Consider the following 16,289-nt stretch of genomic DNA (forward strand, 5'->3'; position numbering starts at 1 on the left):
CCCGCCGCTGGAGCCGCCGGGGGAATGGGCGGGATTCCAGGGGTTGACCGGGTGGGGAAAGGCACGCGGCTCGGTGATCCCCATCAACCCCAGCTCCGGCGTGGCGGTCTGGCCCAGGATGGCCAGGCCCGCCTCGCGCAAACGAGCCACCAGGGTCGAATCCGCCGGCGCCTTCCAGTTGGCCAGGGAGGCGCTGCCGAAGGCCAGGGGCTCAGCGCCGATGGCCATCAGCAGGTCCTTGGTCAGGGTCGGCACTCCGGCGAAGGGAGCGCCGACGTCGATCTGACGTGACTCCTCCCGCGCCCGTTCGAAGCGGGTACGCACCACCGCCGCCAGGCGCGGGTTGTCGGCCTCGATGGCGCCGCAGGCCGTTGCAAGGACCTCATCCCGGCTCACCTCGCCGCGGCGAATCAGTGCCGCCAACCCCAGGCCGTCGTGGCGACGGTACTCATCGACTTCCATGTGAAGACTCCTCTCAGGTTGTGGCTGCCTCGGTCGTTCGCCCGGCCCATCGCGCCTGGGCATGCTCCAGCCAGGAGAGCAGCGCCGGTATCACCAGCAGCACCAGCAGGTAGAGACACCAAGCCCGAAGGCGATGGAAGCCGCCATGGGAATCAGGAACTGGGCCTGCAGCGAGGTCTCGAACAGCAGTGGCAGCAGCCCGCCGATGGTAGTCAGCGAGGTGAGCAGCACCGCCCGGACACGCTGGACCACCGCCTCGTTGAGTGCCTCGTCGATGGCCAGGCCACGATCGCGCTGCAGCCGGTAGAAGCTGACCAGAATGATGGCATTGTTGACCACGATACCGGAGAGCCCAAACAAACCGAACAGCGACAGGATGGTCAGGTCGATCCCCATCAACCAGTGGCCCAGCAGCGCACCGATCAGCGAGAAGGGGATGATCGCCATGACGATCAACGGCAGGCTCCAGGAAGCGAAGACCCAGGTCAGCACGGCATACATCAGGCCCAGCCCCACCAGCAGCCCGGTACGCATGTCGGCCAGGGTCTCGCGCTGGTCAGCGGCGCGGCCCTCGAAGCTGTAATGAAGGTGATGATCCCGGGCCAGGTTCGGCAATACCGTGGCCGACAGCGACTCGCGCACCCGGTCGGCCGAGCTGACCGAGGTATCCAGCTCGGCGGTGACTTCCACCGCCAGCTGGCCATCGGCATGACGCAGCGCCTCGAAGCCCTGGCGGTGGGTCAGGTCCATGACCTGATCCAGCCCCACCTGACGCCCATCGGCAGATGCACGGCGAAACTCGTCAACGTGGCGATGCGCTCGCGCTGATCCCGGGGAAGCTGGACACGCACTTCGATCTCGTCGGCCCCGGACTGATGAACCTGCACGACCTGGCCATCGAAGGCAGTGCGCAGCTGGCGGCCGAGTTCGGCGGTGGTCAGCCCCAGGGCCTCACCCCAGGAGTTGACCCGATAGATCAGCTGCTCACGCCCCCAGGGCATGTCGTCCTGGGTATCGAGCACCCCGGGCAGGCTGGCCAGCGACTGACTTAGCGAATCCGCCGCCTGGCGCAGTGCCATGGGATCCTCGCCGGTCAGGCGAATATTGACATCCCGTCCCGGCGGGCCGGCAGCGCGTTCGTTGATGGTGAGGTTGTCGAGCCCGGCCGGTAGCCGGATGCCCTCGCGCCAGGCGGCAATGAAGGCGCTGTTGCGCACATCACGATGGTCCGATGAGATCAGCTCCACCATCACCGACCCCACCTCGTCGGCACTTCGACTAGGGGCCCCACCCTCGAGAGTCGCACCGTGGCGAACCACCGACATCTTTACCAGGCCGCCGCCCAGCGACCGGTCGGCCTCATCGAGGCTGGACTGCAGGTGATCGAGGAATCGGTCCACCCGCGCCCGGTCGGTGCCGGCCACGAAGTTGGCATTGGCGTAGAGCACGCTGGGCTCGGGGGCTGGGAAGAAGTTGAAGCCGATGCGACCACCGGCCAGCAGGCCCGCCGTCATCATGGCCACCGCCAGGGCCAGGGCCACCGTTGCCCCCCGATGGCGCAGGGAGAGCGCCGAGAAGCGTCGAAAGGGGCCCTCACGGAAGCGCTGGAAGCCGTTCTCGAAGCCTTCCCGCATTGCGGCCAGCCCGCGGCGGGGGCGTTCGGGTCGCGAATCCGCCCGGCCGGGAACGAAGGCGTTGCGCAGATGGGCCGGCAACACCACGAAGCACTCCAGCAGCGAGGCGATCAATACGCAGATCATGATGATCGGTATGTCGCCCAGAATATTGCCGATGATGCCGCCCACCATCAGCAGCGGCATGAAGGCCGCCACGGTGGTCAGCGACGAGGCAAGTACCGGCCACAGCATGCGCCGTGCCGCCCCCGCCGAGGCATGCCGTGGCGCCTCCCCTGCGCGATGGTGGGCGTCCGCGTCCTCGCCCACCACGATGGCATCGTCGACGATCACCCCCAAGGCCATGATCAGGCGAACAGCGACATCATGTTGATCGAGCCGCCGATGCCCCAGAACACCCCCAGGGCCGCCATGAAGGCGGTGGGAATGCCGATGGCCACCCACAGCGCCACCCGCGCCGGCAGGAAGAAGTAGAGCAGGATCACCACCAGCAGCAGGCCACCGGCACCGTTGCTGATCAGCAGCGAGATGCGCTCGTCGATCAGCTGCCAGGACTCGTCGTGCACCTCCAGCTCGACGCTCGGCGGCAGCTGCGGCCGGGTCTCGGCCAGCCATTCATCGAGCACCCTGGCCGCCGCCAGGGAGTCGCCGCTCTCGGCACGCTGCAGCTGCATCTCCACCGCCGGCTCGCCACCGCGACTGAGTCGCAACTGCCCTTCCCTCGGCTCCTGGCGAATTGTCGCGATATCCCCCAGCCGTAGCTGAACCCGGTCGCCGCTGAGGATCGGCAGGCTCTCGAAGGCGAGCGGGTCACGGCGCTGCTCCAGGGAGCGCAGCTCCCGGGCGCTGTCCTGCTGGCCCAGGATGCCGGCGGGCAGGTCACGGGACATGCCCTGTATGCGCTCGGCGACGTGATCCAGCGATAGCGCCAGGCCCTGCAGCCGCTCGGCCGGCACCTCGACGCTGATCTGCTGCTGCGCCAGCCCGCTCACCTCGACCCGGTCAATCCCCCGCAGGAGCAGTTCATTCTCGAAGCGGTGCACCAGCTGGCGCAGCTCGCGCTCATCGAGATCGCCCCGCACCAGCAGGCGAGCCACCGGTTCATAGCGCACCACCCGCGACACCTCCGGGGTTTCCGCATCCGCCGGCAGGCTGGTGAAGCCGTCGACCTGCTGGCGCACATCGTCCAGCGCCAGGACCGGGTCGCTACCCTCGACGAACTCCAGGGTTATGTTGGCAATCCCCTGGGCAGAGGTGGACGTCATGCGCTTGAGGCCGTCGATGCTGCGCAGCTTCTGCTCCAACGGGTTGGTGACGCCCTGCTCGATATCCTCGGCGGAGGCTCCGCTCCACACGACCCGCACGCTGACCACGTCCAGGGCGAAGCTGGGAAAGAACTGCACGTTCATTCGCGCGATACCCAGGGCACCGCCAAGCAGCATCGCCAGCATCACCAGGTTGGCAGCAACCCGGTGATGCACGAAGAAGCCGATCACCCCACGCTTGCGACTCATGACTGAGGCTCGGCCGGGGTCGGTGCGATACCAGGCAATGCTTCGGACTCCTCATCATCCTGATCGACGTCCACCCGCAGCCCCTGCATGGCGTTGGCAGGTGCGTGACAATGATGCGGTCGCCGGCGGCAAGTCCGGCTGGCCGCACCAGCGCCCAGCGTTCCCCATCAACACCCAGGGTCTCGCCCAGGCGAGCCACGGTATGACGCTGAAGTCGGTCCTCCTCATCGATGCGGTAGAGCACATCGCTGCCGTGCAGGGCGCTGAACGGCACCGCCAGGGCCTCGGCCACCGCCGGGCGCTGCAACAGTACCGGCAGCAGCGCCCCCGGACGCAACCCGGAGGCGCTTCCTTCCAATATCAGGATCGCCTCGGTGCCGCCTGGATCGCTCTCGCCGGCCAGCGCTCCAGCTGGAACCGCTGCCCGCTTCCCACCGCTACCGCCGTCAAGGGCTCACCCTGCTCGAGCCACTCGCCCAGTTCATCCAGGTAACGCTGGGGAACCCTGGCATGCAGCTCCAGTCCCTCGGGAGGGTATAGCGCCAGCAGCGCCCCCCTGGCCGCCACCTGATCGCCAGGCGACACCTGAATGCCGGTCACGATACCGTCGAAGGGCGCCAGTACCCGGCTTCGGTCGGCGTCCCGCTGCGCTGTCAGGCGCACGGCTTCGGCCCGTGCCAGCCGCGCCTCCAGGCTGCGCAGCCGGGCAGGATGCTCGGCGATGCCCCCCTCACGGGTGGTAACCGTCAGGCGTGCCCGGGCCAGGGTATCGCCGGCATTATCCAGGTCGGAGGGGGAAGCGAGGTTTCGCTCGACCAGCGAGCGAGTGCGTTCCAGTTGACGCTGGGCGTTGGCGACGATATCCCGCTCCCTCGCCAGGGCGTCACCATCGTTGTCGTGGCGAATGCGTTCGTTGGCGATCTGGGCCTCCAGATCCGCCACCTCGGCCTCGGCCTGGCGCAGGGGCGGCAGGGTGTCGGCCTCATCCAGCGCCACCAGCAGTGTTCCCGATGAAACACGCTGTCCTTCCTGAACCGGCCGCTCGGCGACTCGCGCCGCCATGGGTGCTACCAGATTGACCCGGCCTTGCGAGACCACCTCGCCAAACAGCGGCAGCACCGGCACATGCTCGCCGTAGCTCACCACCATCGACTCCACTCGCCAGCTGCGCTCCTGTGCCACCGCCTCGACCGGCTCCGGGCGCGTCAGTCGCAACGCCATGAAGCCGGCCACGCCGATGGCCAGGATCAGAACGGGAAGGAGGCGCTTGAGCATGAAGGATTCCTGGAATATTAAAATAACGAAATGGAATTTATAGCAATACTATACCGCCCAAGCGCCGGGAATGGGCAGTTCGGTAAGGGGGTGTGACAGTGTTACGCAAGCCATGCGCTCGATCGTTGCGGTTTATCTTACCGCCCCAAGCCCTTATAATGCGCAGCCGTTGCGCCCCCATAGCTCAGCTGGATAGAGCGTCCCCCTCCTAAGGGGAAGGTCCCAGGTTCGAATCCTGGTGGGGGCGCCAGTTTATCGCCTCGTCGAAAACTCCTCTCACCTCCACCACGCCCCAGCCCCAGCCCCAGCCCCGACAAGGTATACCCTGGATTCAGACACCTTCGACTGTGCGTCGGTAGTGTCTCGGGTACGCGTTGCGGGCACTAGGCTCTGTCCTCGGCATCGCAAATCTGCTGGCAAGTCGGCACCATGATAGGCCATTCATCGCGTATGAGGTGCCTTCCATGCATGTAGACGATGCCATCCTTTCGCGACGATCGGTGCGTCGCTTCCTGCCCATCCCGGTGCCGCGAGAGACACTGGAGCATCTACTGCACGTGGCCAGACAGGCGCCCAGCGGCAGCAACATCCAGCCTTGGCAGGTACATGTGGTCAGCGGCGAGCCGCTGGCCGCGCTGAGTAATGCGCTTCAGGCGGCCTTCGATGGGGAGCCCGGCCAGCACCAGGCCGAATACGTCTATTACCCACGCGAATGGTTCGAACCGTATATCAGCCGGCGCCGGCGCTGCGGATACGGCCTTTACGAAACGCTGGGCATCCACCGGGAGGAGCGCGACAAGCGCCTGGCCCAGGCGAGGCGCAACTATGCCTTCTTCGATGCCCCGGTAGCGATGATCCTGACCCTCGACCGGCGCCTGGATACCGGCAGCTTCATGGACTGCGGCATGTTCCTGCAAAGCCTGATGCTGGCCGCCCGCGGCCAGGGCCTGCACAGCTGCGCCCAGGCCGCCATCGCCCCCTATCATCGCGTGATTCGCGAGCAGCTGACACTGGACGACAGCGAACTGGTGCTGTGTGCGCTGGCCCTCGGCCATGCCGACCCCAACGCGCCGGAGAACGGCTTCGTGCCCGAGCGTGAAGGGCTTGAGCGCTTTACGCGCTTCTACGGCGGATGACGCCCGGTCAGCGGGCCACCATCACGGCAGCCGCAATGGCCACCGCGACCAGGATGATGCCGGCCAGGTTGCCGGCGTAGCGAACATATTGATGCAGCATGATCAAGATCGGCCTCCTTCAGACAATGTCGAAGCGGTCGGAAATAATCCGCGTGACGGGCACGCCTATCTCGATCAGGCGCCCTCTGCGGCGTTCATCATCGGCTCGGGCCCGCAGATGAAATACTCGCGCCGGTCATCGTCTTCCGGCAGGCAGCGCTCCAGCAGCGCCTTGTCGATATAGCCGCACTCGCCCTGCCAACCCTCGGGCGGGTCGCTGAGCACGTGGATCACCTTGAGCGGCAGCTCGGCCTCGAGTTCAGCCAGTTCATCGCGGAAGGTCGCCTCGTCCCAGCTGGGGTTGGCATAGATCAGCCACAGCGGCAGGGTCACCCCCTGGTCGCGGAAGGTGCGCAGGATGCTCATGATCGGCGTGATGCCGATGCCACCGGCCATCATCACCGCCCCGGAGGCACTGCGCACGTCGGGAATGAACGCGCCGTAAGGCCCCTCGATGAAGGCCCGGGTGCCCGGTGGCACTTCCGGCAGCGTGGCGGTGAAGTCGCCTAGGTTCTTGGCGGTGAAGGCGACCTGCCCCGGCTTGCAGGCACTCGATACCAGCGAGAAGGGGTGTTGCTGCAGCGAGAACGGTGAGTCGCCGAAGGTGATCCAGAAGAACTGCCCGGCATTGAAGTCAAAGCGATGCCCACCCTCGGGCTTCAGGGTCAGAGTGGTGGCATCGCCCAGCGCCGGCTGGTTGTCGACCACCTGCCAGGGCCGCTTGCGCAGTCGCCACAGGCGGATCAGCCGCGAGTCGAGCAGCAGATAAACCGGCACCATCAGCACTGCCACGAGCAAGCCGGCAGTGATCCAGCCAGCGGTGTAGTGGCTGGCCATCAGCGCGTGGCCTAGCCCCCCAAGCACCACGAACAGCGCCAGGCCACCGTGCAGCAGCCGCCACCATTCGTAGGAGAGCCCCAGTTGCAATCGCCAGAGCGAGCTGACGATCAATACCACGCTGGCGCTCAGCAAGCCGATCAGCGCCAGCGCACGCAGGGTGTCGTCGCGGGGATCGAGGAACTCGAGATAGCTCGGGTCGCTGGCAAAGATCAGCAGCGGATGCGCCACGACCAGCCACAGCGCCAGCAGCCCGGTCTGGCGGTGAAATTGCAGGAAATTGTCGAAGCCGATGCTCTCGGCAAACCAGCGGTGCCGGCCGGAGATGACCACCTGCATGCCGAACACCCCCAGCGCCAGCAGCCCGAACATCACCCCGGTGGCGCCGAGCAGACCGCGGGGCTCTTCGGGGACGGTGAGCAGCGCGATGCCGAGAGGCAGCAGCGCCAGCAGCAGATACAGGCCGCCCCAGAGCAGCCCGCGACGAGTGATGGGTCTCATCGGTCCTCCTTGACTTGCATCCATGCTTGCCCTGCCAGTGTGGCTGAACCCCTTGTCACATCCAAGCACCGCCACCGGCTGCCAGGGTATTCACTTCCCCCGTCCGCTAAATGCCAGTGGAGTCTCCGAGCAAACCGGCACGGTTCAAACCTGCCCTCTACTCCGCCTGTTCCGCTTTACCGCATACATCGCCGCATCAGCCCGTTTCAGCAACCCGTCGATGTTCCGATCACCGCTCCCGGCCCGTATCAAGCCGACGCTGGCACCCGGGTACTCGATGGACTGATACCCGATATCAAAGCGTCCGGTGGTCAGGCTTACGAGTCGCTGGCGCAGGACGCTCTCATCCTTCTCTGCAGTATCCGCTCTACTCCCCAGGCCGAAAAAAGACGAATTCATCCCCGCCAATCCGAGCCAGGTAATCACCGGTTCGCAGTCCTGCAATTCGCCGGTGAGCAGGCCTTGCTGCGGCGTGTTCATAGATGCTTCACCTTTATTTCTTATACCTCACCCTATCCGGCCAGCTTCAGCCCCACCAGCCCCGCCAGGATCAGAACCAGGCTGAGCAGGCGCAGGGGCGATGCACTGTCGCCATAGAGGAGTATGCCAAGCAGTACGGTACCCACGGCGCCAATGCCCACCCAGATGGCATAGGCTGTGCCCACCGGCAGCACTTTCATTGCCTGGGCGAGCAGGTAGAAGCTGGCGATCATGGCAATGATGGTCAGCACGCTGGGCAACGGCCGGGAGAAACCCTCGGAGGCCTTGAGGCCCAGAGCCCAGGCGACTTCGAGAAGACCGGCAACGACAAGAAAGAGCCACGCCATGACTTTGCTTCCATGGTGGGATGGGGTCGTCCCCGGCATGACAGGTCGTACACCGGGTCGTCCCGGTAACGAAGAGCGAGGCCTTGATTCTACTGACCCGGGCTACCAGGTCAATGCGGGAAAGCCTGACTCAGCCGTGATAACGAACAACCTGTTTCTCCTGCCGGCCGGCTCGCAGCAGGACCTCGAGCTGCGCCAGCGGCATGGGCCGAGCGAGCAGGAAGCCCTGGAAGAGCTCACAGCCATACTCCTTCAACAGGCTGTGTTGCTCAGCGGTCTCGATACCTTCCGCCACGACAACCAGGCCCAGGTGGTGGGCCATGGAAATGATGGCTTGCACGATCGAGGCATCATCAGCGCTGTGGGTCACTTCGCTGACGAAGCTGCGATCGATCTTCACCTTGCTGATGGGCAGGTGCTTGAGGTAGTTGAGGCTGGAAAAGCCGGTGCCGAAGTCATCGATGGAGACATCGACTCCCATCCTGCGCAGCGCGTGGAGAATCTCGACCGCCTCCTCCGCGTCATTGAAGAGCACGCCTTCGGTCAGCTCCAGCTCCAGCCGGTTGGCCGGGAAGGAGAGGCGTGCCAGTGTCTCCCTCAATGTCTCGAGGAACCCCGCACGATGAAACTGCACGGGGGAAAGATTGACCGCCACCTTGAACCCTTCAAGCCCTTGTGTATCCAGCAGGCGCATGTCGAGACAGGCCCGTTCGAGCACCCAGCGGCTGATCGGCATGATCTGGCCGGTCTCCTCCGCCAAGGGGATGAATTCACTCGGTGGTACAAAGCCCCGCGTAGGATGCGGCCAGCGCAGCAGGGCTTCCACGGAGGCGACCTGGTGTGCCGAGTCATATAGTGGCTGGTAATAGAGCTCGAGCCGCTGCCCGTCGATGGCGTCCTGGAGCTCGTTGCGCATCACCAACCGCTCGTTGACGCGGCTGGTGATGTCACGGGTAAACCACTGATAAGCGTTGCGTCCCTGCTTCTTGGCCCTGTACATCGCCATATCGGCCTGCTGGATCAACTCCATGGGCTGCTCGATGGCGTCACTGCTGACGGCAATACCGATACTCGCCGACAGGTGCAGTTCGTGGTGGTCGATGCGATAGGGTCTTGCCACGAGCTTGAGTAGCCGCTTCGCCATTTCCGCCTGAACGTCATGGGGCGTATCGGGCAGCAGCGCCACGAACTCGTCCCCACCCAGCCGCCCAAGGGTATCGCCAGGGCGCATGACGCTACCCAGTCGACTGGCCACCTCGACCAGCACCCTGTCACCAATGGCATGGCCCAGGCTGTCATTGATCGGCTTGAAGTCGTCCAGATCCACGAAGAGCACGGCCATGGTGCAGCCTTGGCGCTGCGACAAGGCGAAATGGTGGATCAGCCGGTCTTCCAGCAGCCCCCGATTGGCCAGGCCGGTCAGGGCATCGTGGCTGGCGCTGTGGGTCAGGCGATCTTCATAGGCCTGGCGTTCGGAGACATCGTTCAGCACACCGACGAAGTGTGTCACGCGGCCATCGGCATTGGGCACCGGCGACACGTAGAGCGCATTCCAGAAGGCGCTGCCATCCTTGCGATAGTTGCGCAGCGTCACATGACAGTCGCGCTGCTCGGCCAGCCGGGAGCGCAGCAGTGCCACGGTTTCGCGATCCGTCTCCTCGCCCTGCAGTAAGCGGCAGTTACGGCCAATCAGCTCCTCCTCCCGGTAGCCTGTCAGCGCCTGAAAGGCAGTGTTGGCGTAGGTGATGGGGCAGTCGGCCTGGGTGGCATCGGCAATCAAGATGCCGTTGATGCTGGCTTCCACGCTGCGTTCGAGCACGCGCAGGCGAGTCTCGGTCCTGTGCTGCTCCGTCACATCCTTGGCGATGCCGAAGACCCCCTGGGTCACGCCGTCCACCAGGATGGGAAGACAGGTCACATAGAGCAGGCACGGGTTGCTGACCTGGCTGACGATAGCGACCTCGAATCGCTGGGTTTCCCCACGCAGGGTATTGACGATATGCGCCTGGACACGCTCGACCTCACCGGTCAAGACAAGCTGGGAAAAGTGGGTACCGACGATCCGCTCGATAGGCAGGCCGGTAATGAGGGCGCAGGTCGGGTTGGCGGTAACGAATTTGCCCTGGGGGTCGATGGAGAAGACCGCATCGGGGTTATAGGCAAAGAGCGAACGATAGCGCTGCTCGCTCTCCCATAGCGAGCGCCTGTCCGTCTGTCGCTGATGGGCCAGCCCCAGGCTGAATGCCATGAGGTAGCTCAACAGCAGCCCTGACAGCGCCACCCCACCGGGTATCAATCCGGCCTTGAGCATGTCGCCGACGGAGTCGGGCACGACATCCAGGGTGAGCTGCAATCCGCCCGGCAGACCGATGTGACGCCTGGCAACCATGGGATACTCCAGGTCGCCCGGGGTCCGGCCGGGCGCTTGCATATCGATCAGCGGTTCACCGGCACGAGACACCCGAACCCTATAGGTACCCAGCTGGACGCGAAGCTCCTCTTGCAGCAGCACGGCAAGATCCAGGCTGCTCACCAGCCGGTGGCCCGTCGAGGGCAGCAGGGTGACCAACAACGCCATACGGCTTTGCCGCGAGTCGACCAACATCAGCCTGGGCTGGGGGAAGTTCAACTGCAGCCACGACACGACATCGGGCTCGTCCGACCGCTCCGACAGCCACTGGGCCGCCTGGTCGCTGCGTGAGTGCCGCCATGCCCAGGTCGCATCATCCCACAGGCCAATCGCCTGCACGCCGGGCGAGTCCCCGAAATAGGTCTCGACATAGCCCCCGCGTTTCACCTCGTCAGGCGAAAGGCCGAGGGCTTCCAGCCGTTCGGCCATTCGCAGAGCCAGCAGCAGCTGGGCGCTGACGACCTGCTCGGCGTTGTACTGCAGGTTGTCCAACAGGTGGCTGGCATGGAGCTGCTTGTCCTCCTGATAGTGCCAGTTCAGCACGTACCAGGCGGAGCAGCTCAACAGCACACCGAAAAGGCCCGCACCCAGCGCCAGCCCCCCCATCCGCGGCTGGGGTCGGTCGACGCCGATCGCCATCAACAGCATCGCTGCGCCCAGGAGCATGGCCAGAAAGGTGCCCAGCAGGGGGGAAGAGGCGTTGTTCAGCGTCCAGGCCACCTCGCCACCCGGCAGGAAGAGCCTGAGCAGGGCCAGGAGACTGATGCACAACAGCAGGCTGCCGACGCCGCCCCATAGCCAACGACCCGAGCGTCGGCCGACACCGACCAGCAGACAGAACGCCACCAGCATCAGCACCGCCGACGCCAGGGAGCCCATCCGCACGTCGCCGGTCAGCCAGGAAAAGCCGGCCTCCCTGCCCCCGGCGATGATGTTATGGGCCAGCAGGTAGGTCATGTGCAGCAGCAGGATGCCAGCGACAAAGCGATGCACCACGGTCCAGCGCAGCATGAGCGCCAGCAAGCCAACGCCTACCAGCAGCACGGCCAGCGCATTGTCGGGCAACAGCACGCTACGCAGGGGGTAGTCGATCCCCAGCCAGTAGGTGAGCAGCCCCGTCCCCCCCATCAGGATGAAGACGGCGGCGGCCATGTAGAGCGTGGTATCCCTGGCAATATCTAGCGTCTTGTGAGGCATAAGGGGCCATGCACTCCTCTGGACTATCCGGATGCGAGACGACCCGTCCACACTCCTGGCATGTCAAGATCCACTATCGGCAGGCGAGGTAATAACTTGAGTTGGGGCAAGATACGACCGCCAGCCCGTCAGGACTCGCTGACTTCGGACAGGCCCGCCTGGACGATGACCTGATTGCGTCCCTGATGCTTGGCACGGTAGCTGGCCCGGTCGGCCCGCTTGACCAGCGGGCCACCGTCCCGATCATCGACAGCCAGGTTCGACACCCCGATGCTCGCGGTCACGCGGAACCGGTAGCCATCCACCTGGAATTCGAGCGCTTCGATGCCCTGGCGAATCCGTTCGGCGATCTCGGTGGCCCGCTCCAGGGGGCAGGCGGGCAGCAACAGCGCGAATTCGTCGCCGCCCAGCCGGGCCACGGCATCCTGCTGGCGTACCGACTCCTGGAGCAACTCGCCGATGAGACGCAGCAGTTCGTCGCCGGCGGCGTGCCCTGCCGTGTCGTTGACTGGCTTGAAATGATCCAGGTCCATCATGATCAGCGACAGCACCTTGTCGCTTTCCCGGCGGTGCAGGCACAGGCCTCTTCCAGGCGGCTCTCGAAACCACGTCGATTGAGGCAGCCGGTGAGCGGGTCGTGCTCCGCCTCCCAGCGCTGGCGGGTTTCCCGCTCATGGCGCTCGGTAATGTCCTGGATCATGCCGACGAAGCCCAGCGCCGTGCCCTCCAGCTCCACCCGGCTCACCTGGGCCTCCAGCCAGAGCTGCTCGTCGCCACGCAGGAAGCGGTACTGATGACGGTGATCCTCGCCGCTCTCCAGGGTGGCACGCCAGTTTTCGATGAAGGCCGCCCGATCGTCGGGGTGCACCCGGCGTACCCATTCGGAGGTGCGTGAGGTAGCCAGGTCGAAACCGGAGATCTCCTCCAGTGCCGGGTTGACGTAGTTCACCCGCCCCTTCATGTCGGCCAGGAACATGCCCGCCGGCGAGGATGCCAGCACCGCTTGCAGGAAGGCCTCGCGGGCGGCGCGGGAGGCCAGGGCATCGCGCCGCTGTGTCTCCAGGCGATTGAAGGCCTCGGCGACCTGCTGCAGTTCGCTCATGGTGGTGTGCAGCTTGAGTCGCTCGGCATCGCCACGCCCGACGCGCTCTATCTGGCGTTCCAGGCGGTGCAGCGGAACCAGGCCCAGGCCAAGCAGCCACCATAGCAGGGGCAGCATCAGCATGACCGTGACCAGCCCCACCCAGCGCAGCTCGGTGGCGTAGCGCTGGATTGGCGCATTGGCCTGGCTCAATGGCAGAAAGACCCCGACCACCCAATCGGCGGACCAGACCTGGCGAAAGGCCATCAGCGCGGGCCGGCCGTCCAGCTGCTCGCCCGTCCCGCTGCCCTCCCACCCGTACAGGGCCCGGTCCAGCAGCGGAAACCGGCTTTCATCGGGCACCGGCGCCATCAAGAAGCGGGGATCGGGGTGGCTGATGACCTGCCCCTGGGCGGTGGCCAGCAGAACGTGGCCCTCATCGCCGATTCGCTGCGAGCGCAGGTTGACGAAGGAGTTGCCATCATGAAGGCTGGCATTGCCGCCGAGAATGCCAAGAAAACGCCCCTCGTCGTCGAGGAGCGGCTCGATCACCATGACCTGGGGAATGCCTGTCTCGCCTCCCACGTAGGGCTCGCTGACATAGGGGCGGCGAAACCCGCGGACATGGCGAAAATAGTCGCGGGCGGCGATATTGGGCCCGCCATGCGCGAAGGGCGGCCAGGCGGCCACCGGCTCCCCCTCGGCATCGAACACCATCAGGCGATCGAAGAGCACCAGCAACCCTTCCTGACGCTGGAGATGGCTGAAGAGATCGTCATCGGTCACATCAAGAGAAGGGCGAAGCCGCGCCAATGCCTGTCGGCGCACATGGATCGAGCGCTCGAGCTGCCCGGCGATCAGCTGTGCCTCGTACTCCAGATGGGTCAGGTTCTCCCGCTGGGCCAGTGCCCCGCCGCTGAGATGGCTATAACCCAGCAGGGCGGCCACCAGCACCAACCAGCCCAGGCTGACACCAAGCAGCAGGCGTGAACGCAGGGTCGACAACAGCCATCTGGACAAGGGGCGATCCACCGATTTTTCGAACGTCTCGCCATCATGGCATCGCCAACGCTGCAGCAAAAGCGTGAATAGCCCAGCAAAACGACGAAACAAGCGCTCTCAGCCCCCCGAATGACGCCCCACACCCTCCTCCGCCAGCGCTACCAGCGCTTCCATTTGGTGGATGGTCAGCTCACGCCCCGTCACAGAGACCATGCCCTGCTGCTGGAAGCGGGCGAGCACCCGGCTGACGGTCTCCAGCGCCAGGCCCAGGTAGCTGCCGATATCCGAGCGCGACATGGAGAGGTGGAAACGATAGGGCGAGAAACCCCGCACGCGAAAGCGCTCGGAGAGCCCCAGCATGAAGCTGGCCAGGCGCTGGTCGGCGGTGCGTCCCGACAGCAGGCACATCATGCGCTGGTCGTTGCGAAGTTCCCGGCTCATGCAGCGATAGAGCTGGCCGCGCAGCTTCGGCAGCTGCTCAGCGAGGTCCTCCAGGCGGCCGAAGGGGAGCTCGCAGACGAAGGTCGACTCCATGGCCACCACGCTGCCATAGCAGCTGGTCTCACCGATGCCGTCCAGCCCCACCACTTCACCGGGCAGGTAGAAGTGAGTCACCTGGTCGCGCTGCCCCTCCTGGGCCACCGACTGCTTGAGGCTACCCGAGCGCACCACGAACAGGCTCTCGAAGGTCCCGCCCTGGCGCACCAGCGCTTCGCCCCGCTTCAGCGGGCGCGGGTTCTGGACAATGGCCTCGAAGGATTCCAGCGCATCGAGCTCGAGGCCCAGGGGCAGGCAGCGCGCATGCAGGGTGCAGCGGTCGCAGCGTGTCGCATTGGTCGGCTGTCGCCGAGGGGGCTCGAGCGTCATGGGCACTCCTTGGTTGCATCTGTAACCGGAATTCTCGCCTAGTGCGCCCCGCGCTGTCCCGCGCGGGCGGTAGCCACTGAACCACAGTGCCCCCTTCCTTGACTTGAATCAACCGGAACGCTGATTTCGGCAATCGACAGGCAGAAAAAAACCGGCCCCGAAGGGCCGGTTCTGTCGTCGAGCGAGTCGACGTATCTTGCGTTCAGCTAGGGCTCGACTTAGAAATCGTAGCGCAGGCCGACGGTGTAGAGCAGCTCGTCGCTGGCATCTTCGATGGCCTGAGAAGAATCGAAATTCTGATCGTAGATTTCGAAGTAGGCGAACATCGGCGTGCTGAAGCGGTAGGTCGCACCCGCCACCCAACGATTGGCACTGCTGATGTCGTCGTTCACGAAGCGAACGCGGTAGTAGTCAGCGTAGAGGTTGCCCATGCCGTAGTTGAAGGTGGCACCCAGGCCCCACTGATTGTCGACAGCGTCAGCGGCCGCCAGGTCTTCGTCGTTGTCGGTCCAGTTCTCGTACTTGATGCGAGCGGCAAACTCAGGGGTGAACTGGTAGGACGCAGTGGCACCCCACAGGTCTTCCTGGCCGCCACGCTCACCGAAGTCCGCGCTGGCGCCACGGTCGGACAGGTCCCTGGACTGAACGTAACCCAGACCCAGGTAGAGCTCTTCCCAAGAGTAGTTGACCGCACCGATCCAGGACAGGGCAGAAGAGTTGTCCTGAGCACCGATCGTCTCATCGTTACCGCTGGCGTGCTGGACCTGCAGGTGCGCCTGGAAGCCTTCCAGGTTCGGCGTGGAGTAGGCGATGGAGTCGGCCTGGGAGTTGACCGCACCGAAGCCATCCATCATCTGCGCGCCCGGGCCTTGCGGCACGTCGAACACGGAACCGACGGCGGTATAGTAGACGCTGAGGAAGTTACCCACGGTCACGCGGCCGAAGGTGTCGCTGTCCAGGCCGACGAAGGTGGAACGGGTCTCCAGCTGCTGACTGGCACGGGCGTCGGCGGCGAAACGGAACTCGGCGTTGGCGAACACGCTCAGGTCGCTGGAGACCTGGTTGCGGGCACGGAAGCCGAAGCGCGAGCCGTTGTTGCTGATTTCAGAGCCGGTATTCTTGACAACGCCATCCTCAACGCCGCCAGTCTGAGCCATAATGTTGATACGGCCATAGACGTCGACCTGGGTGCCGTCCTGGTCATAAACGGTGGCAGCCTGGGCAGCAGTAGCGCCGTAAACCATGGCGCCGGCAATGGCAGTCGCTAACAGTGTCTTTTTCATCGCGATAGTTCCTTTCACTAGCTTACTGTTTCGATCGTTACTGCACGGATCCGAATGACACGTGCAGGTAGCTTGCCGGGCATGGGTCCCGCCGCACTTGGCTCGGTTCCTTCTCAGGAAGAGGCCAGGGCCGGGCATGTCCGCAGCGAAGCCTTGTTATAGTC

At 64.9% G+C, this 16,289-nt stretch carries 11 protein-coding genes, 1 tRNA gene and 1 pseudogene; 2 read left to right on the plus strand and 11 right to left on the minus strand.

Features of this window, described 5'->3' with window-relative positions; all coding sequences use genetic code 11:
- The 3 genes and pseudogenes from Q427_RS27660 to Q427_RS27670 all read right to left on the minus strand — a co-directional run.
- On the minus strand, positions 1-462 hold a 462-nt coding region (locus Q427_RS27660), incomplete at its 3' end, for an amidase family protein (protein WP_043518790.1).
- A 90-nt stretch (positions 463-552) separates the two neighbouring features.
- Positions 553-3,610 (minus strand): annotated as a pseudogene (locus tag Q427_RS27665) (efflux RND transporter permease subunit).
- Between the two features lie 360 nt (positions 3,611-3,970).
- Positions 3,971-4,885, minus strand: coding sequence for an HlyD family secretion protein (locus Q427_RS27670; RefSeq protein WP_231613964.1), 915 nt, complete (start codon positions 4,883-4,885; stop codon positions 3,971-3,973).
- A gap of 173 nt (positions 4,886-5,058) precedes the next feature.
- Here Q427_RS27670 and Q427_RS27675 point away from each other — a divergent pair.
- Together Q427_RS27675 and Q427_RS27680 are read left to right on the plus strand one after the other, a co-directional pair.
- A tRNA-Arg gene (locus tag Q427_RS27675) sits at positions 5,059-5,135 on the plus strand.
- Between the two features lie 214 nt (positions 5,136-5,349).
- On the plus strand, positions 5,350-6,021 hold the full coding sequence (locus tag Q427_RS27680; RefSeq protein WP_043518792.1) for a nitroreductase: 672 nt from the start codon (positions 5,350-5,352) through the stop codon (positions 6,019-6,021).
- Between the two features lie 174 nt (positions 6,022-6,195).
- Here Q427_RS27680 and Q427_RS27685 read toward each other — a convergent pair whose 3' ends face one another.
- The 8 genes from Q427_RS27685 to Q427_RS27715 all read right to left on the minus strand — a co-directional run bounded on the left by Q427_RS27685 (position 6,196) and on the right by Q427_RS27715 (position 16,125).
- Positions 6,196-7,458: a ferredoxin reductase family protein gene (locus Q427_RS27685; RefSeq protein WP_231613965.1), complete on the minus strand. Its 1,263-nt coding sequence runs from the start codon at positions 7,456-7,458 to the stop codon at positions 6,196-6,198.
- Positions 7,459-7,602: 144 nt separating this feature from the next.
- Entirely contained in the window at positions 7,603-7,938 is a 336-nt protein-coding gene (locus tag Q427_RS27690; protein WP_043518794.1) for a hypothetical protein, read from the minus strand.
- Between the two features lie 32 nt (positions 7,939-7,970).
- Positions 7,971-8,285: a quaternary ammonium compound efflux SMR transporter SugE gene (gene sugE / locus Q427_RS27695; RefSeq protein WP_043518796.1), complete on the minus strand. Its 315-nt coding sequence runs from the start codon at positions 8,283-8,285 to the stop codon at positions 7,971-7,973.
- 130 nt (positions 8,286-8,415) lie between these two features.
- Positions 8,416-11,892, minus strand: a complete 3,477-nt coding sequence (locus tag Q427_RS27700; protein ID WP_231613966.1) for a putative bifunctional diguanylate cyclase/phosphodiesterase — start codon at positions 11,890-11,892, stop codon at positions 8,416-8,418.
- Positions 11,893-12,020: 128 nt separating this feature from the next.
- Entirely contained in the window at positions 12,021-12,443 is a 423-nt protein-coding gene (locus tag Q427_RS29510) for a GGDEF domain-containing protein (protein WP_051496782.1), read from the minus strand.
- On the minus strand, positions 12,431-13,993 hold the full coding sequence (locus tag Q427_RS27705) for a cache domain-containing protein (protein ID WP_197030855.1): 1,563 nt from the start codon (positions 13,991-13,993) through the stop codon (positions 12,431-12,433). Before Q427_RS27705 ends, Q427_RS29510 begins: the two co-directional genes overlap by 13 nt.
- A gap of 99 nt (positions 13,994-14,092) precedes the next feature.
- A complete protein-coding gene (gene fnr / locus Q427_RS27710; RefSeq protein WP_043518797.1) occupies positions 14,093-14,842 on the minus strand; it encodes a fumarate/nitrate reduction transcriptional regulator Fnr in 750 nt (249 codons plus the stop codon).
- Positions 14,843-15,060: 218 nt separating this feature from the next.
- Positions 15,061-16,125 (minus strand): porin, encoded by a 1,065-nt coding sequence (locus Q427_RS27715; protein WP_043518799.1) that lies wholly within the window; start codon positions 16,123-16,125, stop codon positions 15,061-15,063.
- Positions 16,126-16,289 lie beyond the last annotated feature (164 nt).

Source organism: Halomonas sp. BC04 (assembly GCF_000568385.1).